Source organism: Xanthomonas arboricola, from assembly GCF_003353015.1.
Lineage (GTDB): Bacteria > Pseudomonadota > Gammaproteobacteria > Xanthomonadales > Xanthomonadaceae > Xanthomonas > Xanthomonas arboricola_E.
The window spans coordinates 1,049,109-1,074,505 of record NZ_QREM01000009.1; the positions used below are offsets into that span (position 1 = coordinate 1,049,109).

At 67.7% G+C, this 25,397-nt stretch carries 17 protein-coding genes and 1 pseudogene; 6 read left to right on the top strand and 12 right to left on the bottom strand.

What is annotated here, in order from left to right; genetic code table 11:
* Nucleotides 1-5: 5 nt before the first annotated feature.
* From ybgC to aspS, 9 genes are all read right to left on the bottom strand, one after another.
* Entirely contained in the window at nucleotides 6-464 is a 459-nt protein-coding gene (gene ybgC / locus C0541_RS15150) for a tol-pal system-associated acyl-CoA thioesterase (protein WP_115049545.1), read from the bottom strand.
* A 52-nt stretch (nucleotides 465-516) separates the two neighbouring features.
* Nucleotides 517-1,551 (bottom strand): Holliday junction branch migration DNA helicase RuvB, encoded by a 1,035-nt coding sequence (gene ruvB / locus C0541_RS15155; RefSeq protein ID WP_115049547.1) that lies wholly within the window; start codon nucleotides 1,549-1,551, stop codon nucleotides 517-519.
* Between the two features lie 130 nt (nucleotides 1,552-1,681).
* On the bottom strand, nucleotides 1,682-3,589 hold the full coding sequence (locus C0541_RS15160) for a potassium transporter Kup (protein WP_115049549.1): 1,908 nt from the start codon (nucleotides 3,587-3,589) through the stop codon (nucleotides 1,682-1,684).
* A gap of 52 nt (nucleotides 3,590-3,641) precedes the next feature.
* Nucleotides 3,642-4,226 carry a Holliday junction branch migration protein RuvA gene (gene ruvA, locus C0541_RS15165; protein ID WP_115049550.1) on the bottom strand — a complete coding sequence of 195 codons (585 nt, stop codon included), beginning with the start codon at nucleotides 4,224-4,226 and terminating at the stop codon, nucleotides 3,642-3,644.
* A 157-nt stretch (nucleotides 4,227-4,383) separates the two neighbouring features.
* Nucleotides 4,384-4,908, bottom strand: coding sequence for a crossover junction endodeoxyribonuclease RuvC (gene ruvC / locus C0541_RS15170; RefSeq protein ID WP_115050392.1), 525 nt, complete (start codon nucleotides 4,906-4,908; stop codon nucleotides 4,384-4,386).
* Nucleotides 4,909-5,020: 112 nt separating this feature from the next.
* Nucleotides 5,021-5,749: a YebC/PmpR family DNA-binding transcriptional regulator gene (locus tag C0541_RS15175; RefSeq protein WP_104584708.1), complete on the bottom strand. Its 729-nt coding sequence runs from the start codon at nucleotides 5,747-5,749 to the stop codon at nucleotides 5,021-5,023.
* Between the two features lie 75 nt (nucleotides 5,750-5,824).
* Entirely contained in the window at nucleotides 5,825-6,502 is a 678-nt protein-coding gene (locus C0541_RS15180; RefSeq protein WP_161960093.1) for an alpha/beta hydrolase, read from the bottom strand.
* 63 nt (nucleotides 6,503-6,565) lie between these two features.
* Complete coding sequence (locus tag C0541_RS15185; RefSeq protein WP_115049552.1) at nucleotides 6,566-7,093, bottom strand: GNAT family N-acetyltransferase; 528 nt, start codon at nucleotides 7,091-7,093, stop codon at nucleotides 6,566-6,568.
* Nucleotides 7,094-7,414: 321 nt separating this feature from the next.
* Nucleotides 7,415-9,181: an aspartate--tRNA ligase gene (gene aspS / locus C0541_RS15190; protein WP_115049554.1), complete on the bottom strand. Its 1,767-nt coding sequence runs from the start codon at nucleotides 9,179-9,181 to the stop codon at nucleotides 7,415-7,417.
* A gap of 156 nt (nucleotides 9,182-9,337) precedes the next feature.
* On the opposite strand from aspS, the gene C0541_RS15195 reads away from it, so the two are divergent.
* On the top strand, nucleotides 9,338-10,111 hold the full coding sequence (locus C0541_RS15195) for a DUF3011 domain-containing protein (RefSeq protein ID WP_115049556.1): 774 nt from the start codon (nucleotides 9,338-9,340) through the stop codon (nucleotides 10,109-10,111).
* Nucleotides 10,112-10,214: 103 nt separating this feature from the next.
* On the opposite strand, the gene C0541_RS15200 is transcribed toward C0541_RS15195, so the two are convergent.
* On the bottom strand, nucleotides 10,215-10,508 hold the full coding sequence (locus C0541_RS15200) for an FmdB family zinc ribbon protein (RefSeq protein ID WP_104583599.1): 294 nt from the start codon (nucleotides 10,506-10,508) through the stop codon (nucleotides 10,215-10,217).
* A gap of 451 nt (nucleotides 10,509-10,959) precedes the next feature.
* Here C0541_RS15200 and C0541_RS15205 point away from each other — a divergent pair, with 451 nt between their 5' ends.
* The 3 genes and pseudogenes from C0541_RS15205 to C0541_RS15220 all read left to right on the top strand — a co-directional run bounded on the left by C0541_RS15205 (nucleotide 10,960) and on the right by C0541_RS15220 (nucleotide 17,848).
* Complete coding sequence (locus C0541_RS15205) at nucleotides 10,960-12,204, top strand: MFS transporter (protein ID WP_115049558.1); 1,245 nt, start codon at nucleotides 10,960-10,962, stop codon at nucleotides 12,202-12,204.
* Nucleotides 12,205-13,057: 853 nt separating this feature from the next.
* Nucleotides 13,058-15,469, top strand: a pseudogene (locus C0541_RS15215) (TonB-dependent receptor domain-containing protein).
* Between the two features lie 228 nt (nucleotides 15,470-15,697).
* Nucleotides 15,698-17,848 carry a phosphocholine-specific phospholipase C gene (locus tag C0541_RS15220; RefSeq protein ID WP_115049560.1) on the top strand — a complete coding sequence of 717 codons (2,151 nt, stop codon included), beginning with the start codon at nucleotides 15,698-15,700 and terminating at the stop codon, nucleotides 17,846-17,848.
* 152 nt (nucleotides 17,849-18,000) lie between these two features.
* Here the strand turns inward: C0541_RS15220 and bla are convergent, their stop codons facing one another.
* Nucleotides 18,001-18,894, bottom strand: coding sequence for a class A beta-lactamase (gene bla, locus C0541_RS15225; protein ID WP_115049562.1), 894 nt, complete (start codon nucleotides 18,892-18,894; stop codon nucleotides 18,001-18,003).
* A 100-nt stretch (nucleotides 18,895-18,994) separates the two neighbouring features.
* Between bla and ampR the strand changes: the two genes are divergently transcribed.
* Nucleotides 18,995-19,867, top strand: coding sequence for a LysR family transcriptional regulator AmpR (gene ampR, locus C0541_RS15230; protein WP_115049564.1), 873 nt, complete (start codon nucleotides 18,995-18,997; stop codon nucleotides 19,865-19,867).
* Nucleotides 19,868-20,176: 309 nt separating this feature from the next.
* Here the strand turns inward: ampR and C0541_RS15235 are convergent, their stop codons facing one another.
* Entirely contained in the window at nucleotides 20,177-22,096 is a 1,920-nt protein-coding gene (locus tag C0541_RS15235) for an ABC-F family ATP-binding cassette domain-containing protein (RefSeq protein WP_115049566.1), read from the bottom strand.
* Between the two features lie 181 nt (nucleotides 22,097-22,277).
* On the opposite strand from C0541_RS15235, the gene C0541_RS15240 reads away from it, so the two are divergent.
* Nucleotides 22,278-24,656 (top strand): TonB-dependent receptor plug domain-containing protein, encoded by a 2,379-nt coding sequence (locus tag C0541_RS15240; RefSeq protein ID WP_115049568.1) that lies wholly within the window; start codon nucleotides 22,278-22,280, stop codon nucleotides 24,654-24,656.
* Nucleotides 24,657-25,397 lie beyond the last annotated feature (741 nt).

Consider the following 25,397-nt stretch of genomic DNA (forward strand, 5'->3'; position numbering starts at 1 on the left):
GTTCCTCAGTAATCGGATTCTGGGGTTTCTAGAGCTTTCAACACGTCATACAGCGCATCGTCCATCCCGCGCGGGCGGAAGTCGCCGGTGCCGAGTGCGGCAATGCGCACCTCGGCGGTCAGCAGCACTTCGCCCTCGCGACGTACCGACTGCGCAAACAGCAGGCTGGCCCGTCTGCATCGCAGCAACACTGCCGACACCGACAGCGCATCGTCGAGCCGGGCCGGCTTGAGGAAATCCAGTTGCATCGAGCGGACCGCAAACACCAGCTCGTGCTGCTGGCGCATCAGGTCCTGCCCGTAGCCGGCCGCGCGCATCCATTCGCTGCGCGCACGCTCCATGAAGGCGACGTAGCGCGCATGGTAGACCACCCCGCCGGCGTCGGTATCTTCCCAGTAGACGCGTGTCGGCCAACTGAATACAGGCGGGGAGTCGGACATCGGGAGTCGGGAATCGGCGGTCATGGACACGGAATGGTGGTCGAGACGGCCCGGGCGAGCGACGAACGGAGCGTCATCAGAACAGCTCTCCCGGCTCGCCGATGCCCGGGGCACGATCGCGCGGCGGCTTCAGGCCCAGGTGCAGGTAGGCCTTGGTGGTGACCATGCGGCCGCGCGCGGTGCGGATCAGAAAGCCCTGCTGGATCAGGTAGGGCTCGATCACGTCTTCCAGCGTGCCGCGCTCTTCCGACAGCGAGGCGGCCAGGGATTCCACACCCACCGGGCCGCCGTCGAAATGTTCGACGATGGTGCGCAGCATGCGGCGGTCGAGCTCGTCGAAGCCTTCCGGATCCACTTTCAGCATCTGCATGGCGGCCTGCGCCACCGGCAGGTCGATATGCCCGGCCGCCTTGACCTGGGCGAAGTCGCGCACCCGCCGCAGCAGCCGGTTGGCGATCCGCGGGGTGCCGCGCGCGCGGCGGGCGATCTCGGCCGCGCCTTCGGGCGTGCAGTCGATGCCCAGGATCGCCGCCGAGCGGATCACGATGCGGGTCAGTTCCGGCGGCGAATAGAACTCCAGCCGCTGCACGATGCCGAAGCGGTCGCGCAGTGGCGCGGTCAGCAGGCCGGCACGGGTGGTGGCGCCGATCAGGGTGAACGGCGGCAGGTCGATCTTGATCGAGCGCGCGGCCGGGCCGTCGCCGATCATGATGTCGATCTGGAAATCTTCCATCGCCGGATACAGCACTTCTTCCACCACCGGCGAGAGGCGATGGATCTCGTCGATGAACAGCACGTCGTGCGGCTGCAGGTTGGTCAGCAGCGCGGCCAGGTCGCCGGCCTTCTCGATCACCGGGCCGGAGGTGGAGCGCAGATTGACACCCAACTCGTTGGCGATGACGTGGCTGAGCGTGGTCTTGCCCAGGCCGGGCGGGCCGAAGATCAGCACGTGGTCCATCGCCTCGCCGCGCGCCTTGGCCGCTTCGATGTAGATCTCCATCTGCTCGCGCACCGGCTGCTGGCCGAGATAGTCGGCCAGGCGCTTGGGCCGGATGCTCGCATCGGCGGCATCGTCTTCGCGGGTGGCACTGCTGGCGATGATGCGGTCCATTAGAGCTGGGATTGGGGATTCGTCATTCGGGATTGGCAGCTAGCTAGTATGGGCTGCGAGGCGCCTCCGGCGCTACGCTCTTGCCAATCCCGATTCCCCGATCCCCAATCCCGGGCCGCCGCAGGCGGCCTCAGATCTCGACCTGGGCGCCCAGCTCGACCAGGCGGTTGCCGGGGATGCGGAAGAAGCCGGTGGCCGGGGCGGCGTTGCGATGCATCAGCGCGAACAGCTTGTCGCGCCAGATCGGCATGCCGCGGTTGGCGCTGGCCACGATGGTCTCGCGGCTGGCGAAGAAGGTGGTGTCCATCGGGTCGAAATGGATGCCACCCTGGTCGCACGAGCGCATCAGCGCCAGCGGCACGTCCGGGGTCTCCATGAAGCCGAAGCGCACATAGACGCGGTAGAACTCGTCGCCGATCGATTCGATCTGCAGGCGCTTGTCGGCCGGCGCATACGGGATCGGCAAGGTGTCGACGTTGAGGAAGATGTTGCGCTCGTGCAGCACCTTGTTGTGCTTGAGGTTGTGCATCAACGCATGCGGCACGACCATCGGGTCGGCGGTGAGGAACACCGCCATGCCCGGCACGCGCGCCGGCGGGGCCAGCATCAGGCCCGGCAGGAAGCTGTCGATGCGGATGCCGTCCTTGCGGATTTCCTCGCGCAGCAGCGCGCGGCCGCGGCGCCAGGTGCGCATCAGGGTGAACACCACGATGCCCAGCGCCAGCGGGAACCACGCGCCCTGCAGCAGCTTGGCGCCGTTGGCGATGACGAAGGCCAGCTCGATGATGAAGAACACCACGCACAGCGGCAGCACCCAGTTGCGCCAGCGCGGCCACAACGACCGCGCCACCAGCGCCAGCAGCAGGGTGTCGATCAGCATCGTCATCGACACCGAGATGCCGTAGGCCACCGCCAGGTTGGTGGAACTGCGGAAGATCAGCACCAGCGCGATCACCATCACCATCAACAGCCAGTTGATGCCGGGCACGTAGATCTGGCCGATGGTGGTGCGCGAGGTGTGCTTGATCAGCATGCGCGGGATGTAGCCCAGCTGCATCGCCTGGCGGGCCACCGAATAGGCGCCGGTGATGACCGCCTGCGAGGCGATCACCGCCGCCAGCGTGGCCAGGATGATCATCGGATACAGCGCCCAGCCCGGCACCGCTTCAAAGAACGGGTTCTTCAGTGCGGAAGGGTGATTGAGCACCAGCGCGCCCTGCCCCAGGTAGTTGAGCAGCAGCATCGGCAGCACGAAGAAATACCAGCCGTGGCGGATCGGCCTGGCGCCGAAGTGGCCCATGTCCGCATACAGCGCCTCGCCGCCGGTCACCGCCAGCACCACCGCGCCGAGGATGAACACCCCGTGCCAGCCATGCTCCATGAAGAAGCGGATCGCCCACCACGGGTTGAAGGCCTTCAGCACTTCCGGCGCATCGATGATGTTCCAGGCGCCGATCGCCCCCAGCGACAGGAACCACAGGCAGGTGATCGGCCCGAACACCTTGCCGACCTTTTCGGTGCCGAAGCGCTGCACCATGAACACCACCAGCAGCACGATCACGGTGATCGGCACGATGAAGGGATGCAGGCTGGGCGCGGCGATTTCCAGGCCTTCCACCGCGCCCATCACCGAGATGGCCGGGGTGATCACGCCATCGCCGAAGAACAGCGAGGCGCCGAAGATGCCGAGGATGCCGACCACGTACGCCGAGCGCGAGCCGTTGCGCATGGTGCGCTGGGTCAGCGCCATCAAGGCCATGATGCCGCCCTCGCCCTCGTTGTCGGCGCGCATGATGATGGTGACGTACTTGAGCGTCACCGTGACCATCAGCGCCCAGAACGCCAGCGACAGCACGCCCAGCACGGTGTCGTGATCGCTGGTCAGCCCGTAGTGCGGCGAGAACGCCTCCTTGAGGGTGTACAGCGGACTGGTGCCGATATCGCCGAAGACGACGCCGATGGCGCCGATGACCAAGGCCATATGGCGATTGGCGGGCGCATGGCCGTGGCCAGCTGCGGAAGTGGGGGTCTGGGACATGAAGTGGGCAGGGTATCGCCAAGTGGCGTGAAGGAGAGGAAGACAGCGCCGCCTAGCGGAGCGCGGCCTGGAGGGCCTTGCGAATGACCGTGGCGACGTCGTCGCCTTCTGCCCCGGCCTCGCGTGCCATGCGTGCGGCCTCGGCCGGCTTGTAACCCAGTTGCTGCAACGCCACGGTGGCTTCGGACACCGCATCCGGGCCGAGCTGGCCGGTGATCGGCGCACCGCTGCTGAAGTCGGCGGCGCGGTCGCGCAGCTCCACCACCATCCGCTCGGCGGTCTTCTTGCCGATGCCGGGGATGCGCGTCAGCGCGGTGATGTCGCCGCTGGTGATCAGCCGGGCGAACTCGTCCACGCTGACCCCGGACAGCACCGCCAGCGCGATCTTGGCGCCGATGCCGGTGACCTTCTGTACGTCGCGGAACAGCCTGCGCTCGCCTTCGCGCAGGAATCCGTACAGCGACACGCTGTCTTCCTTCTGCGCATAGTGGGTGAACAGGATCACGTCGCGGCCGACGTCGGGCAGGTCGTAGAAGGTGCTCATCGGCGCCTCCAGCTCGTAGCCCACCCCGCCCACGTCGATCACCAGCCACGGCGGCTGCTTGTAGGCCAGGATCCCGCGCAGGCGGCCGATCATTGGGCACCGCCAGGGCGGTGCCGGGATTGGGAATTGGGGATTGGGGATTGGTTATTCCCCGCGCGGCCGTCAACGACTGGCGCGTACAGCCCCATCAGCTCAGCACAGGCAGACCCGCTTTTTCCAATTCCCAATCCCGACTCCCGATTCCCGATTCTCATTTCTTGCGGCTCCAGGCCTGTTGGGTATTGACGCCCAGGCGCTGCGCGGTGGCGCGCACGTGGGCGTGGGTGATGGCGACCGCCAGCGCGTCGGCGGCGTCGGCCTGCAGCTTGCCTTTCAGGTTGAGCATGATGCCGACCATGTGCTGGACCTGCACCTTGTCCGCCCCACCCTTGCCGACCAGCGCCAGCTTGATCTCGGTGGCAGCGTACTCGTGCACCGGCAGGTCGCGCAGCACCACCGCGCAGATCGCCGCCCCGCGCGCGTGGCCGAGCTTGAGCGCGGAATCGGCGCTCTTGCCCATGAACACCTTCTCGATCGCCACTTCCTGCGGCCGGTAGGTCTCGATCACCTCGCCCAGCCCGTGCAGCAGGCGCTTGAGCCGCCGGGCAAAGTCGCCCTCGCCCAGCAGCACCAGCGGCGCATGATAGACATGCCGGCTGCGACCGCTCTCATCGACATCGATGATGCCGAGCCCGGTGCGCTGCGAGCCGGGATCGATGCCGAGGATGCGGGTCATCGCGCGGCCGGGCTTGGCGATTGGGGATTCGGGATTGGTGATGCGCATGCAGTACGGCGATCGCATTGCTGTTGCGAATCCCGAATGCCGAATCCCGCCATCCCGGCCTTCATCAGGCGCCGAGACTCGACTGGTCGACGTTCGAATACACGTCCTGGACGTCGTCCAGGTCTTCGAGCATGTCGAGCAGCTTGCGGACCTGCACGGCGGTGTCGCCGTCGACGGCGATGTCGTTTTCGGCGCGGAAGGTGATCTCGGCGTGGGCCGGCTCCAGGCCGGCGGCGGTCAGCGCCTGCTTGACCTGGGCGAAGGCCTCCGGGGCGGTCAGTACGTCGATGGCGCCGTCTTCCGGGTAGACCACCACGTCGTCGGCGCCGGCCTCGATCGCCGCGTCGGTGAGGGTGTCTTCGTCGGTGCCGGCGGCAAAGCTCAGCACGCCCAGGCGCTTGAACATGAAGGCCACCGAGCCGTCGGTGCCCATGTTGCCGCCGCACTTGCTGAAGGCATGGCGCACATCGGCCACCGCGCGCACGCGGTTGTCGGTCAGGCAGTCCACGATCACCGCCACGCCGCCGGGGGCGTAGCCCTCGTAGCGCACTTCCTCGTACTCCACGCCTTCCAGCTCGCCGGTGGCTTTCTTGATGGCGCGCTCGATCACGTCCTTGGACATGTTCGCCGACAGGCCCTTGTCCACCGCCACGCGCAGGCGCGGATTGTTGGACGGATCGCCACCGCCGCCGCGCGCGGCGACGCTGATCTCGCGAATGATCTTGGTGAACATCTTGCCGCGCTTGGCGTCGGAGGCGTTCTTGCGGCCTTCGATGGAGGGGCCTCTACCCATGGGTGGTTCCAGACTGGCTTGGATGACAGGGCGCGGATTTTACCTGATTGCTCGCCCGCACCGGGGCGGCGGCGTTCAGTGGCCGAACCGGCCCTGGCGCAGGAAGTGCAGCACCTGCTGCGCGGCCTCGGGCGAGCGCAACAGGCCGCTGTGGCTGGCCTGCACCACGCAGTGGTCGCGCAGCCCCGGCAGGCGGGTTTCGGCCAGCGCCACGGTGCCGTCCGAGCCGCCTTCCAGCGGTGCCAGCCAGCGCCCCACCCCGCGTGCGACGGTGCCGGCGACCTGGCCGACCTCCGCCGCGCCCTCCCAGTGCGCGAGGCCGTGCTGCAGCAAGGCCGCGCTGCGTCCCAGCGCCCAGCGCCCGCCGCGCCGGGCCAGGCCGCGCGCGGCGGCGCTGCCGCATAACGGCGAGCCCAGGCAGACCACGCGGCGCACCGGCAATCCGGGCGCAATGCGCAGCGCCTGCAACGCCACCAACCCGCCCAGGCTATGGCAGACCAGCCACTGCGCGCCGGTCGCCTGCAGGCGTTCGATCAGCCGCGGCACCGCCTGCGCCGGACCGCCGAGCACGCTGGCATAGCCGAACAGCGCGGGCGCCAGGCCCTCGGCACGCAGCCGGCGCGCGAGCGGCAACAGCCAGTGCGCGGTATTCCAGATGCCGTGCACCAGCAGCACGTCGGCGGTGGCGGTGGTCGGTGCCGTGCGCGGAGCGTGCCCGGATGCGGCTGCAAATGCTGAACAGGTGCTGGGCATCAGCGCGGTCTCCAGCACGTGGCGCGCGATCGCCGGCCTGCTGCGGACGGCGCCTGCATGCGCTCAGTCGGCCGCGATCAGCGGCTTGCGCCGCAGGATGTGTTCGCGGTCGAGGATCTTGCCGACCGGGAAGTCGTACTCGCCCACCTTCTCGAAACCGTAGCGGGCGTAGAAGCGTTGCGCGCCGAAATTCTCCGACCACACGCCGATCCACAGCGTGCGCGGGCCGTCGCGCTCCAGCCATTCCAGCGTGGTTTCGAACAGGCGGCTGCCCCAGCCGCTGTTCTGGTAATCCTTCAACAGATACAGCCGCTTGAGCTCACCGTCGCCGGGACGCACATCGTCGTGCGGCAGCCCGCAGGGGCCGGCGGCGGCATGGCCGACCAGCAGGTTGTCCATCTCCAGCAGCCAGATCGCATAGTCCGGATGCGCCAGCACGATGCGTGCGCGCTCGACCGCGTAGGTCTCCTGCAGAAAGCCGTGCAGATCCTCTGGCGGGTACAGATGCCCGAAGGTTTCGGTGAAGGTCTGCGCAGCCAGCAGCGACAAGGCTTCGGCATCGTCCGGTGTGGCGCGGCGGATGCGGGTCATGCGGGGGTCTCAGGCCGGGGGGACGTGGCAGCTTCGCGCATGCGGCTCTGTTGTCGCAAGCGGGGATTCGGGATTCGGGAATCGGGAGAGCATGCGCGTTTCCGGGGCGGCGCGTGCGCGAGTCGCTCGCAATGCATCGTTGAGGGCGAGCAAGGGGCGCAGTTTTCCGTCGCGGCTGCGGCGCGGCGTGGCCTGCGGACGATGACATCGACGGTTCGGCCGGTGGGCGGCGCTTCCGCGGCAGCCAGGCATGCGACACGCTGCACGCTGCAGCGTGTCGGCAAGACGGCCACGCGCTGGCGTGGCCGTCTGGGTGGCAGGTCAGGCCTGCTTGGGGCGTACCTGCACGTGCACTTCGGCCAGCTGATCGGCGGCGATCGGCGACGGGGCGTCGGTCATCAGGTCCTGCGCGCCGGTGGTCTTGGGGAACGGGATGACGTCGCGGATCGATTCGGTGCCGGCCATCAATGCAGCGATGCGGTCGATGCCGAAGGCGATGCCGCCATGCGGCGGGGCGCCGTAGTTCAGGGCATCGAGCAGGAAGCCGAACTTGGCACGCGCCTCCTCGGCGCCGATGCCGAGCAGCTCGAACACCGCGCTCTGCATGTCCGGGCGGTGGATACGGATCGAGCCGCCGCCGATCTCGTTGCCGTTGAGCACCATGTCGTAACCACGCGAAACCGCGGTGCGGGCGTTGGCGCGCAGGTCGGCGATGTCGTCCACCGCCGGCGCGGTGAAGGGGTGATGCAGGGCCACGTAGCGCTGCGCCTCCTCGTCCCACTCGAACATCGGGAAATCGGTGACCCACAGCGGCGCCCAGCCATCGGCGACCAGATTGAACTCCTTGCCGGCCTTCAGGCGCAGGGCGCCCATGAAGTCGGACACGGTGTTGTAGCGGCCGGCACCGAAGAACACGATGTCGCCGTTGGTTGCACCGACGTGCTTGAGCAGTGCGGCGAAGGCCTGCTCGCCGAAGAACTTGGCGATCGGCGAGCTGACCTCGCCGGTCTCCGACAGCTTGATGTAGGCCAGGCCCTTGGCGCCGTACTTGGCGGCGTGCGCGGCGTAGTCGTCGATCTGCTTGCGGCTCAGCGTGGCGCCACCGGGAATGCGCAGCGCGGCCACGCGGCCGTCGGCGTCGTTGGCGGCGGCAGTGAACACCGGGAATTCGCTGGCCTTGACCAGCTCGGCCACGTCGACCAGCTCCAGCCCGATGCGCAGGTCCGGCTTGTCCGAACCATAGCGACGCATCGCCTCGGCCCAGGTCATGCGCGGGAACTGCGCGGCCAGGTCGACCTCCACCACTTCGGCGAAGATGGCGCGGATCATGTCTTCGACGAAGTCCTGCACGTCGCGCTCGCGCACGAAGGCAAATTCCATGTCCAGCTGGGTGAATTCCAGCTGGCGGTCGGCGCGCAGCGCTTCGTCGCGGAAGCAGCGTGCGATCTGGTAGTAGCGGTCGAAGCCGGCCACCATCAGGATCTGCTTGAACAGCTGCGGGCTCTGCGGCAACGCGTAGAACTCGCCCGGATGCATGCGCGCCGGCACCAGGAAGTCGCGTGCGCCTTCCGGAGTGGCCTTGGTCAGGATCGGGGTTTCGATGTCCTGGAAATCGCGTGCGTCCAGGTGCCGGCGCAGCGCCTGCACCAGCTTGATGCGGGTGCGCTGCATGCGCTGCATTTCCGGACGGCGCAAATCCAGGTAACGGTACTTCAGGCGGGTTTCCTCGCCCGGGTTTTCATGCGCGTGGAACGGCAGCGGCGCAGCCTTGTTGAGGATGCTGATGCGGGTGGCGATCACTTCGACCTTGCCGGTGCGCAGCTTGTCGTTGACCGCGTGACGCGCGCGCACCACGCCTTCGACCTGCAGCACGTCCTCGTAGCCGAGGCTGGCGGCCACCTTGAACAGCTCGGCGCTGTCGTCGTCGCCGGCCACCGGTTCCACCGTCACCTGCACGATGCCTTCGTGGTCGCGCAGGTCGATGAAGCACACCCCGCCCAGGTTGCGGGCCACGTCGGTCCAGCCGGCGAGAGTGACGGTTTGGCCGATCAAGGTCTCATCGACCAGGCCGCAGAAGTGGGTACGCATCGAAAGCTCCGCTGAAAACCCGACGCAGGACGGCGCCGGAGAGCCGGATATTCTGGGGCCGGCGGGCGACAGGAGCAAATGCGCAGGCGCTCATGGCCGCTTAAGTCGGCGCCCGGCTGAATAGGCGCCAGACCCTTCCGCACCAAGGACGACACGATGCTGCGCACCGCCCTGCTGCTCTCCGGCTTCGGCCTGATCACCCTGACCGGCCTGCTGACCAGCGCGCCTGCCGCCGCGCAGGACCGTGGCTGGAACGGCCCCAGCATCACCTGCTCCAGCAACGACAACCGCCGCCGCGAGTGCGATACGCCGTTCCGCGGCCGCGCGGTGCTGGTCGAGAACATCTCCGGCACCCGCTGCATCGAAGGCCGCAACTGGGGCAGCGACCGCGGCCGCATCTGGGTCGACAACGGTTGCCGTGGGCGCTTTGTCGATGGCCGCAACGGCGGTGGCGGCTGGGGCGGCAACACGGGCCCCGGCGGTGGCGGGGTCGCCGGTACGGTGCGCTGCGAGAGCAACGACCAGCGCCAGAAGATCTGCGACACCGGCTGGCGCCGCGCCATGCTGGTGCGCCAGCTGTCCAACACGCCCTGCGTGGAAGGCCGCAACTGGCGCCAGGACGGGGGTCGGATCTGGGTGGACGACGGCTGCCGGGGCGAGTTTGCGCAGGCCCGCGGTGGCGGCTGGGACCGGGGTGACGGCGGTTACGGTGGCCGCGACGACCGCCCGCGCAACGATTACGCCATCACCTGCGCCAGCGACGACCGCCGCCTGCGCACCTGCGGCTGGGATGGCCGCTACGGCCGCCCGGTGCTGACCCGCCAGCTGTCCGACACCCGTTGCGAGGAAGGCCGCAGCTGGGGCTACGACGACCGCCGCGCGACGCTGTGGGTCAACGATGGCTGCCGGGCGCGCTTCGAGGCGCGTTGAGGCAGACAGTCAGCGCGCCGCTCCTGGGGCGGGACAGGGTGACGGCTTCAGCACTGCCAGCCGCTGCCCGGTGCTGCCCGCCGCTGCAGCGCGCTGACCCGGCTCAGGCAGGATCGGCCGCGGGCTTGGCAGCGGGCTTGCTCTCGGCGGCGGCCGCCGGCTTGGCATCGCCACCGGCGCTGCTGCTCTCGCTGAGGTTTTTCTTCTTCTCGCCCGCCGACTTGAAGTCGGTCTCGTACCAGCCGCTGCCGGACAGACGGAACGACGGCGCGGTGATCTGGCGCTTGATCGTGGCCGCCGCGCAGGCCGGACAGGTCTGCGGATCGGGATCGGCCATCTTCTGCAGGCGGTCGAAGGCGTGGCCGCAGGTGGTGCACTGGAAACCGTAGATGGGCATGGCAGGATCAGCTGAAGACGATGCAGGGGCGCAGATTCTAGACGGATGCGGGCAGGCAGGTGCAGTGGTGCATCTGCGCTTGGCCAGGCGCGTACGCGTTGCCGGCGAGAGACATCGCTCGGTGATCGTGGCGTGCCCGCCCGTGCGCCAAGTGGACGCCCGGCATCGCGGCTCCCATCGGCAGACGGCAGGGCATGGGGGCGCCCGCGCGCATGCCGACGGTCGCCGGCCTGCGCACCGAGTGCGCGATACGTCGGCGTGACCGTGCGACCTGCGCAGGCAGGTGAAGCCGTCATCCGCCACGTCACACACCCACGCGGTGCGCCGACCCGACACCAACCTGCTGGTATGCAACGCCGCAAGCCAGCTCGCTTCGCTCAAGCCGCGCGACACAGGCTGCTACACTCCAACAGGTGATCGACGCGCCTCTTCCCCCACGAGGACCGCATCCATGTTGCGGCTGACTGCCTTATTGCTGGGCGTTGCCCTGCTGCTGACCGGCAGCGGGCTGCTCGGCACCCTGCTTGCCGTGCGCGGTGGACAGGCCGGTTTCGATGCGCGTGCGCTCGGCCTGATCATGTCCGGGTATTTCGCCGGCTTCTTTCTCGGCACCTTCTTCGCGCCGCCGCTGATCCGGCGCATCGGGCATATCCGCGCATTCGCGTTCTACGCGGCGCTGGCGGCGATCGCGGTACTGCTGCATCCGATCTGGTTGAACGCCTGGGGTTGGGGATTGCTGCGGCTGGTCACCGGCGCGGCGCTGGTCGGCCTGTACACGGTGATCGAGAGCTGGCTCAACGCCGAGCCGGACGCGCGCCGGCGCAGCCGGGTGTTTTCGGTCTACATGGCGATCAATCTGTCGGCATTGGCGCTGGGCCAGATCCTGCTCACCGCAGGCGATGCGGGCGCACCGGCGATGTTCACGCTGACGGCGATCCTGATCTGCGCGGCAGTGATGCCGGTGATGACCACGCGCCTGATTCCGCCCGAGGTGCCGCACGTGTCGCGCCTGCGCCTCAAGACGCTGTACGCGCTGGCGCCGGTGGCGACCATCGGCGCGGGATTGTCGGGCCTGGCGATGGGGGCGTTCTGGGGTCTGTTGCCGGTGTACGCCGACCGCATCGGGCTGGATGCCGACGGCGTGGCGATGTTCATGCTCACCGCCATCATCGGCGGTGCGGTGCTGCAGTGGCCGATCGGGCGCATCAGCGATGGCCATGACCGGCGCATCGGCCTGGTCACGATCAGCGTGCTGGCGGCCGGCATTGCGATCGCCGCCGCGGTGCCGATGGTGCAGGCGCAGACCGGCATGTTGTTCGTGCTGTTCTTCGTATACGGCGGGTTGGCGTTCTCGCTGTATCCGTTCGCGGTGGCGCACATGCTCGATTACCTGCCGCGCGAAGAGCTGCTCTCCGGCTGCAGCAGCCTGCTGCTGGTACATGGCGTGGGCGCGGCGATCGGTCCGGCCCTGGCCGGTGGCGCGATGCAGAAATTCGGCCCTGCGGCACTGCCGGTCTATTTCGCGGTGATGCTGCTGGCACTGGCCGGATTTACCCTGGCACGCCTGCTGCGCTTCACGCGCCGCCGCATCCACCCGATCTCTTTCCGCCCGATGCTGCGCACCACGCCATCGGCGTTGGAGTTGATGCCGGAAACGCAGCAGGCCGAAGCGGCGCCTCACGCCAAGAGCGGCTAGCACACCTGTTTCGCTGTCGTTAGTCGCTGCGCTGCTGATCCGGCGATCTGCGGCGTTGCTGCAGAGCCGCCTTGCCCGCCCACCATCGCGGGGGGAGGGTGCCGCAAGGCGGAGCAGCTGGCAGACGACTTTTTTGGATGGATCAGTTGTAGAGCGGTTGATCTGCGGCCTTATGGGAGGGCCCTTGCCCGCCCACCATCGCAGGACACGCCGCAAGTACGTCCGTGTAGGCTCTTACGCGGCATCCATGCCGCGTAAGGTCCCGCGACGGTGAGCGGGCAAGGGCCAGTCGAGATGGTCGGTGTGCATGGTGCAAGCAGTGCATGACGTGCGTTGTTCGGATAACGGCGCGTCGATCAATGTCCCAAGGCAAGCCGAGTAACAAGCGGGCTTTCAACAAACTACCGACCAACTCTATGGTGCGGTGTCCTCGCCGATTGCGGGACCGTGTGGCGGCATGGATGCCGCCACCGAGCCTACATGGATGTACTTGCGGCGTGTCCCGCGAGCGGCGAGGGCACCGCGCNTTGCGGGACCGTGTGGCGGCATGGATGCCGCCACCGAGCCTACATGGATGTACTTGCGGCGTGTCCCGCGAGCGGCGAGGGCACCGCGCGCTCGACCAATCAGGCTTTTGACTGCAGCTAATGAATGACGCTGCGACTCGGATCTCGGCGGTCTTGCAACCAACGCGGCCTTGAAAAACACCCAGACAACACCTACTCCTAGTCGTCCTGGCGGTGAGGCTACGCACCTGCACTTGGTGATCGCGGCCCCACCTGTAGCGCGGTCATCATCACGCAACGCAAGTGCGGGAGTCTTTGCAGACTCCCTCCCCGCTTGTTGGATTGCAATGGATTCGACGTCCTCCTCGCGCGTGCGCCATCCGGCCACGCTCGCGTTGCTGCTGGTTCCGCTCACCCTGCCCGCCTACGCACAGCAAGCCCCCGATGGCGCCGCGTCTGGCCCGTCCGCGGCCGAACCGGGCACCGCTGGCGAGCCGGTGTCCACGCTGGATCAGGTGCAGGTGGTCGGCCAGGCGATGACGTATTCCAAGACCAATGTCAGCAAGGAAATGCTGGACCGCCAGTTCGTGCTGGGCAGCGTCAACGATGCGCTCAACGAACTGCCTGGCGTGGTGGTGACCGAGGCCGATGCCTTCGGCTCGTCGGACTGGGGCACCCAGATCAGCATGCGCGGCTTCGTCAGCAATCGCGATACCCAGCAGATCGGTACCACCATCGATGGCGTGCCCAACGGCGGCTCGGCCTATGGCGGCGGCTCCAAGGCCAACCGCTTCATCGACATGCCGGACCTGGAAACGGTGGAAGTCAGCCAGGGCACCGCCGACATCGCCTCGCGCTCCAACGAAGCGTTGGGCGGCACCTTGAACTACCTCACCGGCGATCCGCTGGAAGAGCAGCGCGTACGCATGATCGGCGGCATCGGCGACAACCAGGCGCGCAAGTATTACGCGCGCTACGACACCGGCCTGCTCGGCGGCAACACGCGCGCCTGGGTCAGCGGCTCGTCGGCACGCAACGACGACTGGATCGACGGCAGCGGCCACACCCGCCGCGACCACCTGGCCGGCAAGTTCGTCAGCGTGTTGGACAAGTGGACGCTCAGCGGCTACGCGTCCTATGACGATGCCGACGAATCCGAGTACACCAGCGTGACGCCCGAACAGTTCGCCCGCGACCCCGAGCACGACCTGCTGACCGGCACGCTCACCGGCATCCCGTACCTGGACCAGAACTATCGCTCCGGCTCGCGCGCGCTGCGCAAGAACACCTTCGGTTACTTGCGTGGCGCCTTCGATGGCGGCAATGGTTTCAAGACCACGCTGACCGGCTACGCACATCGTATGCAAGGCCGTGGCGACTGGATTCCGCCGTATCTGGTGGATGTCCGCAACGACGGCGCCGGCGCAGCGGAAACCGAAGCGCGTGGCGGCACCACCGTGTATGCCGGCAGCGACCTGGGCAAGCTGTACTACCTCACGCCCGGCGGTGCAGCCGCGACGATGCTGGCCGGTTGCGCCGGCAGCGATGCGCTGCCGGCCGAATCCAACCCGGCCTGCTATCCGGCCGGTTCGGTGCCGGTGCAGTCGTATCGCCACAGCCACTACGACAACCACCGCGCCGGCGCGATGGCCGACGTGGAATGGCGCGCCGATCTGGGCGCCATCGACAACACCGTGCGCGCCGGTGCGTGGCTGGAACGCTACGACCGTAGCGTTACCCGCGACTGGCATCGCCTGCTCAACGTCGGCACCAACATCGGCTTCGATCACCAGCCGTACTGGGTGCAGTTCAAGGACGACTACCAGACCGACGAGCAGATGTACTACGTCGAGGACGTGATGCGTTACGGCGCCTTCGCCTGGCGCGTGGGCGTCAAGCAGTTCTTCGTCGACCAGACCCGCGACCGCCGCATCGGCGATGCGCAGCATGTGGAGTCGGATTCGCATTCAGACCCATTGCTGTCGGCCGGCCTGACCTGGACCACCCCGGTGCAGGGCCTGGAAGCCTTTGCCGGGTATTCGCAGAACTTCGCCGCGATTCCCTCCGGCGTGCTGGGCGAAACCGACCCGGTCGCACTGAGCCGGGTGCAACCGGAAACCGCCGACAACGTCGAGCTCGGCCTGCGCCTGAGCCGCTGGCCGTTGACCGGCAGCGTGACGCTGTACGACATCCGCTTCGACAACCGCATCGTCTATGTGCCGGCCAACTTCGTCACCGGCATCGACTACCTGGGCGAAACCGATGGCGTGTACGAGAACTTCGGCGGCGTGCATGCGCGCGGCGTGGAAGCGGCGCTCGGCTATGGCTGGGACAACGGCTGGCGCATCAACGGTGCCTATACCTACAACAAGGCCGATTACCTGGGCAGCGGCGATGCCGCGCGCGACACCGCGCTGGAGATCACCCCGGGTGCGCAGGTGATCGGCCAACCGCGCAACACCTTGGTGATGTCGGCCGACTAGCGCGGGCAGGCGTGGCGCTTCGGCGTGTCCGGGCGCTACCTGGGCAAGCGCTACCTGGACGCCTCCAACCGTGCGGCACTCGATGGCGTGACCACGTTCGCTGCCAACCTGGGCGTGGAACTGTCGCAACTGTCGTCGCAGCTCAAGGGCCTGCAGCTGGCGCTCAACGTCAGCAACCTCACCGACAAGCGCTATCTGGAAGGCGTGGACGGCAGCGACAGCGCCTTCATCGGCGCACCGCGCACGGTCGGGCTGACGCTGACGCTGGATCTCTAGCCTCGACGGCGCATTGCCGACCTGCGGGATGGCCGTTGCGACGTGCGGGAGCGGATCGGGCTGAAGACACGCCACCCGATCCGCTTCCGCACGTTGCCTGCTGCGCAGGTGCAAACGGACATCGCCGGCGGTTTTTGCAAGCACGCAAGACAACACAGGCGCTGACGCATTGGGGACGCTCGCCCCGCTCCAACGCCGACAGGATGGGAGCGCCAACCAGGTGACACGATGATCGACCTTCCCCGCCGCCGCGTTCTGCAGACCGGGCTTGCCGGTGCCGCCGCCGCGCTGCTGCCGCCCAGCATCGCGCGCGCCGCGGCCATCGCGCCGGACCGCCGCACCGGCACGCTGGAAGATCTGCAGCATGTGGTGATCCTGATGCAGGAAAACCGCGCCTTCGATCATTACTTCGGCGCCCTGCCCGGCGTGCGCGGGTTCGGCGATCGATTCCCCATTCCCGCGCCGCCACTGCCGGGTGCACCCGCGCGCACGGTCTGGCTGCAGCCCAGCGAAGACGGTCGCCAATGGCTGACGCCGTTTGCGCTGGATACGGCAGCGCAATTCGGCTTCATGCGCGTGCAGGGCACGCCGCATGGCTGGGTGGATGCGCAACGCGCCTGGGATCACGGCCGGCTCGGGCACTGGGCCGCGGCCAAGCACAACCACGCGCTGGGGTATTACCGGCGTGCGGATATTCCGTTCCAGTACGCGCTCGCCGACGCCTTTACCCTCTGCGATGCGTACCACGCCTCGATCCAGACCGGCACCAATTCCAATCGCGTGTTCCTGTGGACCGGCGGCAACGATCCGCAGGCGCGCGCCGGCGGGCCGGTGATCGGCAACTCGCACGACAACTTTCCGGAGCTGGGCGGTTTTGCCGAGCCATACCGCTGGACGAGCTACGTCGAGCAGCTTCAACGCGCTGGCGTGTCCTGGCAGATCTATCAGGACATGGCCGACAACTTCACCGACAACCCGCTGGCCGGGTTCGAGGCGTTTCGGCAGGCCTACCGCAACGCGCCCGGCCACGATGCGCAACTGCGCGCGCGTGGCATCAGCACGCGAGGCGTGGAGCAGCTACGCGCCGATGTGCTGGGCGGGCGTCTGCCATCGGTGAGTTTCGTCATCGCCGATGCGGCCGGCAGCGAGCATCCCGACCCGTCCAGCCCTGCGCAGGGCGCGGCCTATACCGCGCGTGTGCTGGATGCGCTGACCGCCGATCCGCAGGTGTGGAGCCGCACCGCACTGCTGCTGATGTTCGACGAGAACGACGGCTTCTTCGATCACATGCCGCCGCCGGCGCCACCCTCGCCGGACCCACGCGCGGCCGGCGGCCTTGCGGGCGCATCGAGCATTGCCACCGACGACGACTACCATCGCCATCCGGCACCGGGCGAGCAGAACGTGGATCTGCCCGAGCTGCGTGGCCGTCCCTATGGCCTGGGCCCGCGCGTGCCGCTGTACGTGATCTCGCCCTGGAGCCGCGGCGGCTGGGTGGATTCGCAGGTGTACGACCACACCTCGGTGCTGCGCCTGCTGGAACGCCGGTTTGGCGTGAGCGCACCGGAGATCACGCCGTGGCGGCGCGCGGTGTGTGGTGATCTGACCAATGCGTTCGACTTCCGTAGCGCCGATACACGCCCATTCGTCGCATCGCTGCCCGATGTGGGCGATGCGGCAACGCGTGCGGCAGCCCTGCGCGCGCACACGCTGCCGCCGCTGCCGGCCATCTTGCAGCCGCCCGCGCAACCATTCGGCGTGCGCCGTTCGCGCGCCCTGCCCTATCGCCCGCGCGTGCAACTGGCCTATATGCCCGGGCGCGGCGAGGTGCGGCTACGCATGACCAACAGCGGCGCGGCGGCGGTGCTGCATGTCTACGACCGCTACGACCTGGCGGCGATCCCGCGCCGCTACACGGCGGGCAACGGCGCCACGCTGGACGCCGACTGGACCACCTACGACGGCCGTTACGATCTGTGGCTGGTCGGCCCCAACGGATTCCATCGTCACTATCGCGGAGATCTGGGCGCACCGTTACTGGCGACTGAGATCGCACAAGATCCGAACGACGCCACATCCGTGTTGCTATCGCTGCGCAATGGCGGAAGCGCTGCCGTGCAGGTGGAGCTACAACCGGGTGCCTATGCAGCCGCGCAGCCGCACGAGCGCCTCAGCATAGCGCCCGGCGCGACCGAGCAGCGCCGTTGGAAAGCGGCAGGAACCGGCGGCTGGTACGACCTGTGGGTGCACCACGACGGCACGGCCCAGCGCCTGGCCGGCCGTATTGAAACCGGCGCCGACAGCGTCAGCGATCCCGCCATGGGTGGGCCGGCACGACTGCAGCAGGACAGACCTGTCGTGATCGGCGCGCTGGGTTGAGTGGCCGTGCCAGGTTGAATGTTGCCGCTGGCCAGTGGCAACCATCGCTCCCCATCACGCCGCTGCGTGGAAGAACGTCGCAACCTCCCTAGCCGGCATCGTGCCTGCCGAATCGACATGCGCCGCTATCGCCACGTGTCGCTTCGGCAGGCTCACCTTGCAAACCATTCCCGCACCGCGACCGCCACCGCCTTCAACGCCGTATCGCGTGCAGCATCGTCGACCTTGGCACCGTTCAAGTACGTCGTCAGCAGCAGTGGAGGCCGGCCCTGCGGCGGCCAGAGGATGGCGATGTCGTTGCGGGTATCGGTGCCGTTGCTCCCGGTCTTGTCGCCGATCTTCCAGCCGCGCGTGAGCCCCGCGCGCAGGCAATCGTCGCCGGTGCGATTGTCGATCATCCAGTCGGTCAGCTGCTTGCGCGAGGCAGGCTGCAGCGCATCGCCAAGCAGCAGTGTGCGCAGCGTCGACGCCATGGCCGCGGGGGTAGTGGTGTCGCGCGGCTCGCCGGGGGCGAACCCGTTCATCGCTGGCTCGTAGCGGTCACTGCGGGTCTTGGCATCGCCGATGCTGCGCAGGAAGGCGGTCACGCCGGGCGGGCCGCCGACCAGCGGGAACAACAGGTTGGCGGCAGGGTTGTCGCTGTAGATCATCGTGGCCCGGCACAGGTCGCCGACACTCAGCGCGCCGCCGACGTGGCGCTTGGTGACCGGCGCGTGCTCAAGCATGTCCGCGGCACGGATCTTGACCGGTTGCGCCAACGTCAGCTTGCCCTGATCCACCCGCTGCAGCACCGCGGCAGCCAATACAAATTTGAAGGTACTGCACATCGGAAAGCGCTCATTCTCGCGCTGCCCGAGGCGCCAGCCGGGGGCGCTGCCGAGCAGGCTGATGCCCAGGCGACCACCGGTACCACGTTCGATTTCCGCCCACTGTGCCCGCAGCATGTCGTCCATACTCACCGCCGGACTGAGCGCCAGTGCGGGTCTGGACGCCGCAAACAGCATGCCCGCGCCAGTTGCGCACAAGAACTCTCGCCGATTCAACATGTGTTTGCCTCCTTGAGGGAGCCCGCAGTATCGATGCACACGGCGCAACCGACTATTGCGATGTTTCAATCACAGGCATGAATTGAACTAATCTCTGCGCATGCCCCGCCCTCGCCTCCCGCTCAACGCCTTGCGCGCCTTCGAGGCCGCCGCGCGTCATCAGAATCTGACCCGTGCGGCCGGCGAGCTGTGCGTCAGCCAGGCCGCGCTCAGCCACCAGATCAAGGCGCTGGAGCAACAGCTGGGCACCAGCCTGTTCCACCGTCTGCCACGCGGGGTGGCGCTCACCGACGAAGGCGCTGCGCTGGCGCCGGTGCTGGGCGAGGCCTTCGACCGCATTGCGGCCACCCTGGAGCGCTTTGCCGGTGGCCGCTATCGCGAGGTGCTCAACGTCGGCGTGGTGGGCACCTTCGCCACCGGCTGGCTGCTGCCGCGCCTGGATGCCTTTCATGCGGCGCATCCGGAGATCGAATTGCGCCTGTCCACCCACAACAACCGCGTCGACCTGGCCGGCGAAGGCCTGGATCTGGCGATCCGGTTTGGCGACGGCGACTGGCAGGGCCAGATCGCCCATGCGCTGATGGAGGCGCCGTTTGCGCCGGTGTGCGCGCCCAGCATGGCGCGCGGCCTGCGCACGCCGGCCGACCTGGCGCAGTTGCCGTTGCTGCGCTCGTACCGCCTGGACGAATGGCCGCAGTGGTTTCGCGCCGCAGGCGTGGCCGAGGTCGCCGCGCGCGGGGCGATGTTCGATTCCTCGTTGACACTGGCCAGCGCGGCGGCGGCTGGTATCGGTGTGGCGTTATTGCCGCTGCCGATGTTTCGCCAGGACCTGGATGCCGGGCGCCTGGTGTGCCCGTTTCCGATCCAGATCGACGCTGGACGTTACTGGCTGACACGGCTGCGCTCGCGGGCGGAGAGCGAGGCTGGGCGGAGGTTTCTTGCGTGGTTGTTGGTGGAGCAAACGCCGGGGTGACGCTGGATGCGTTCCCGGGCCGGTTGCCTGCGTGCACGCGACGCAGCCTCTTGTGAGATGGCTGCGCCGCACCTCACCTAGCCCTTCCATCGAGATGGCTGTCTGCCGTCGTACCCTCACCCCAACCCCTCTCCCTGCGGGAGAGGGGCTTGTCACCAGAGCTGCGGCTTGCTCCCTTCTCCCGCTGGGAGAAGGTGGCGCGTAGCGCCGGATGAGGGTACGGGCGCGAAGCCTACTTCCATCACCTACGCCCTCTTGCACCAGCGATCAACAGGCACCATCACCAGCCCCATCACCGCGACCCCGCTCCTACACCCCCTCGATCAACTCCATCCACGCCGCTTCCGCTGCGGCCAGCTGCTGCGCCGTCGCCTCGCGGTCGCGGCCCAGCACCGCCATCTTCTCGCTGTCGGCATAGTTGCCGGGGTTGGCCAGTTCGCGGTCCAGCGCCGCCAGCGCCGCTTCCAGCTCGCCCACGCGCTTCTCGGCGCTGGCCAGCTTGTGCGGGTTGACCGCCTTCTTCGGAGGCAGCGGTTTGGTCGGCGGTGGCGGGGTCGGCGCGACTTCGGCCATCTTCTGCTTGGTGCCCTGCGCGGCCGGACGGCTGCGCAACCAGGCGGCGTATTCGTCCAGATCGCCAGCGAACGGCTCGACCACGCCATCGGCCACGCGCCAGAAACTGTCGCAGACCAGGCCGATCAGATGGCGGTCGTGCGAGACCATCACGATGGCGCCTTCGAAGTCGCTCAGCGCTTCGGCCAGCGCCTCGCGCATTTCCAGGTCCAGATGGTTGGTCGGTTCGTCCAGCAGCAGCACGTTCGGCTGCTGCCAGGCGATCAACGCCAATGCCAGGCGCGCGCGCTCGCCACCGGAGAAACCATCCACCACTTCGAATGCGCGGTCGCCGGCGAAATTCCATTTACCCAGGAAATCGCGGAACGCCTGATTGGACCCGTCCGGCGACAGCTCGCGGAAGTGATCCATCGGCGACTGGCCCTCGTGCAGCGACTCCACCGTGTGCTGGGCGAAGTAGCCGATGCGCAGGTCCGGATGCGCGCTGCGCTCGCCAGACAACGGCGCCAGCTCACCCACCAAGGTCTTGACCAGGGTGGACTTACCCGCGCCATTGGGACCCAACAACCCGATGCGGTCGCCTGCTTCCAGGCCGAAACCGACATCGTGCAGGATGACCGTGGCAGCGTCGCCCCCATCCGCCCTTCGGGCCCCTTCCCCCGCACGCGGGGGAAGGGAGGTCGGCGCCGGATAGCCGGCCTGTAGATGATTCAACCGGATCAGCGAAAACGGCAGCCGATTGGGCTGGGCGAACTGGATGCGGAACTCGCGCTCGGCGCGGACCGCCTCGGTGCCGGCCATCTTGGCCAGGCGCTTCATGCGGCTCTGCGCCTGGGTGGCCTTGCTGGCCTGCGCCTTGAAGCGGTCGATGAAGCTCTGCAGATGCGCGCGCTCGGCCTGTTCCTTGTCGTGGGCGATCTGCTGCTGGCGCAGGTGCTCGATGCGCTGGCGCTCGAAATCGGTGTAGCCGCCGACATACAGCTTGGCGGTGCCGCCATGCAGGTGCAGGGTGTGGGTGGCCACGTTGTCGAGAAACTCGCGGTCGTGCGAGATCAGCAGCAAGGTGCCCGGGTACTTGAGCAGCCATTGCTCCAGCCACAGCACCGCGTCCATGTCCAGGTGGTTGGTCGGTTCGTCCAGCAGCAGCAGGTCGCTGGGCATCATCAGCGCGCGTGCCAGGTTCAGGCGCACGCGCCAGCCGCCGGAGAACGAGGACACCGCGCGGTGATGGGTGTCGGCCGGGAAGCCCAGGCCGTGCAGCAGCTTGCCGGCGCGCGCCTCGGCATCGTAGGCGCCGAGTTCGGCCATCTTCTGGTGCGCATTGGCAACCGCTTCCCAGTCCTCGCGCGCGGTGGCCGCGGCCTCTTCCTGCAGGATCGCCGAGACCTCGATGTCGCCGCCCAGCACGAACGACAGCGCCGGATCCGGCAGCGACGGGGTTTCCTGCGAGACGCTGGCGGTGCGCACCTTGCCGGGGAGGTCGACATCGCCCTTGTCCGCCTCCAGCTCGCCCTTGACCGCGGCGAACAGGCTCGACTTGCCGGTGCCGTTACGGCCCACCACGCCGACGCGGTAGCCGGCATGCATGGTCAGGTCGACGTTGGACAACAGCAGACGCTCGCCGCGTCGCATGGAGAAGTTGCGCAGGGAAATCATTGATGGACAGTCCGATAGAACGAAAAGGAATGAGCAGATGAGCAGCACTCCTGCGACGCCATTCTAGCGTTAACGAATAATTAGCGCCTTCAGGTTGGACGCCACCCGCGCTTCGCACGCCCGTGATCGCCATCCGCCCAGTCTAGTTGGCCCCGCTCGGGCCGCCGTTTTCGGAGTTGTCATGAACATCCCCCTGTCCTGCCTTGCGACCGCCGTGGTCGCTGCACTGCTTGCCTCTCCTGCCCTGGCGCAGGACACCGCGCCAGCCACCGCCAACACCCTGGATACCGTGATCGTCACCGGCACCCGCGTGTCCGACCGGACCGTGGCCGAGTCGCAGTCGCCGATCGACATCATCAGCGCCGAGTCGCTGCAGGCCACCGGCACCCCGGAACTGGCCACCGCGCTGGCGCGTGCGCTGCCGTCGCTGAACTTCCCGCGCCCGGCGCTGAGCGACGGCACCAGCGCGATCCGCCCCGTGCAGTTGCGCGGCCTGTCGCCGGACCAGGTGCTGGTGCTGGTCAACGGCAAGCGCCGCCACACCTCCTCGCTGCTCAACCTCAACGGCACCATCGGCCGCGGCGCCGCGGCGGTGGACCTGAACACCATTCCGGTGGCGGCGATCGCGCGCGTGGAAGTGCTGCGCGACGGCGCCTCGGCGCAATACGGCTCCGATGCCATCGCCGGCGTGGTCAACATCGTGCTCAAGGGCGCGGAAAAGGGCGGCAGCCTGCAGGCAGGCTTCGGCCAGTATTCGGCCGGCGACGGCAGCAACTACGAGCTGTCCGGCGACACCGGCGTGGCGTACGGCAACGACCGCGGCTGGCTGCACGTGGCCGCCCAGCTCAACCAGCAGGACCCGACCGACCGTGCGCGCGGCTATGCCGGCGCGCCCAGCGCCTCGCAGCCGGCCGTGGGCCAGAAGGCGTTCAAGATCGGCGACCCGGACGTCAACGCGCAGGCCGCCTCGCTCAATACCGAATACCAGTTCAGCGACAGCATCACCGGTTACGCCTTTGCCACCGCCAGCAACCGCGACATCACCTCGTTCGCGTTCTTCCGCGCGCCGGGCAGCACCCAGAACCTCCTGTCGGTCTATCCGCAGGGCTTCCTGCCGGAAATCCAGACCTACGCCAAGGACCGCTCGCTGGTGGCCGGCGTGCGCGGGTCCACCGCCAGCGGCTGGGACTGGGACGCCAGCTACAACTACGGCTACAACAGGATCGACTTCCACACCCGCAACACGCTCAACGTGAGCCTGGGGCCGACCTCGCCGACCTCGTTCTATGACGGTGCGCTGGAGACCACGCAGAACATCGTCAACCTGGACGTCAAGCGCGGCTTCGACTGGGGCCTGGCGTACCCGGTGACGGTGGCCTTCGGCGCCGAATACCGCAACGAGAAGTGGAACCAGTCGCCGGGCGAGGTGGGCTCGTACTTCCAGGCCGGCACGCTGGCCGGTGGCGCGCAGGGTTTCGGCGGATTCGCGCCGAGCGTGTCCGGGCAGTATTCGCGTGACAGCTACGCGCTGTATGCCGACATCGAAGCCGACTTCACCGACAAGTTCTCCGCCGGCCTGGCCGGGCGCTACGAAGACTTCAACGATTTCGGCAGCCAGGCCTCGGGCAAGTTGTCCGGCCGCTATGCGTTCACCGACAGGATCGCGCTGCGCGGCACGGTGGCGTCGGGCTTCCGCGCGCCGTCGCTGGCGCAGCAGTATTTCCAGTCCACCAGCACCACTTTCCTGGCCGGCAATCCGAACCCGTTCGAAATCCGCACCTTCCCGGCCGACAGCACCGTCGCGCGTGCGCTGGGGTCCGAGCCGCTGGATGCCGAGACTTCGCTGTCCTACAGCCTGGGCCTGGTGCTGCAGCCGACCGATGCGCTCTACCTCACCATCGATGCCTATCAGATCGACGTGGACGACCGCATCGTGCTGTCGTCCAACCTCACCGGCACCGGCGTGCGCAACCTGCTCCAAACGCAGGGCATCTTCGGCATCAACGGCGGGCGCTACTTCACCAACGCGGTGGACACGCGCACGCGCGGCGTGGACGTGGTCGGCAGCTACCGCTGGCAGCTCGCCGCCAGCAGCGTCGACCTGACCGCCGGCTACAACTATTCGGAGACCGAGGTGCGCAGCGTCGCTGCCAATCCGGCCGCGTTGTCGGCCAACGGACTGAGCCTGGAGCGCATCGACCGCACCGAACGCGGCCGCATCGAGGAAGGCTTCCCGCGCGACAAGTTCCTGCTCAACGGCAGCTGGAACCTGGAGCACTGGACGCTGGCACTGGGTGCCACGCGCTATGGCAAATACAGCACGCGTCCGGCCGCGGCGATCAACGACCAGACCTTCGGCGCCAAGTGGGTGGTGGATGCCTCGGCCAGCTACAAGATCGATCGCTGGACGCTGACGCTGGGTGCGGACAACCTGCTGGACGAATACCCGGACGAGAACAACTTCGCCAACTCCACCAGCGGGCAGTTCCCGTACAGCAACCTGTCGCCGTTCGGCTTCAACGGTGCCTACGTATACGGCCGCATCAATTATCGCTGGTAAGACGGCGATGCACCTTGCGGCGGTGTCGACAGGCACTACGGCTGACGCACGCCGCACGGTTCCATCCCGCGACACCTGACCACACGCCCCGGCCTGCCCGGGGCGTGTGCGTTGTGGCTGCACTGCATGGTGTTTTCTTGCGGCAGCCATCCAGCCGCGGGCATCGATGCGTCATGCGCTGCGGCGCTATCGCCACCACTGCCCTGCGCGCAAGCAGCGCAACAGCTCTCACGCCGCCGACAGGCACGCGTTGCATCACCCTACATTCGCGCATGGTGGGCGCGACAACTTCACAGCACATGGCTCATGCACCACGCGGACGATCGGCAAAGCGCCGATGGCCGTACCGCGACAGCTCGCTGCGCCGTGCGCCTGCACCGCCCGAGCGATGAGGCTGCACACGCGTTCGATTCAATGGCAACCAGCTCCAAGGGGGGTGCACTGCTGCGCAATGCAGCGTGGATGCGCTGCAGATCATGTCCTGATGCAGAAGTTTCATAACTGCTATCCATGTCCATGATGGTGCAAACAAACCCGCACGGCAGCAGGTCGGGTGCAAGCGACGCATCACTCTGGTGCAAGCTGGCACCGTTTTCATAAGCATATTCGCGACGACGGTTGCACGCGCAACGTAACCAAAATTTGACATGGGGTTATGCGTGGTCAATGGTTGTGAACGCACCGCAGCTGCCGCAACGGACGCGGCCCGGGAAGGGGGCCCCTGCGATGCATCCGTTCCCC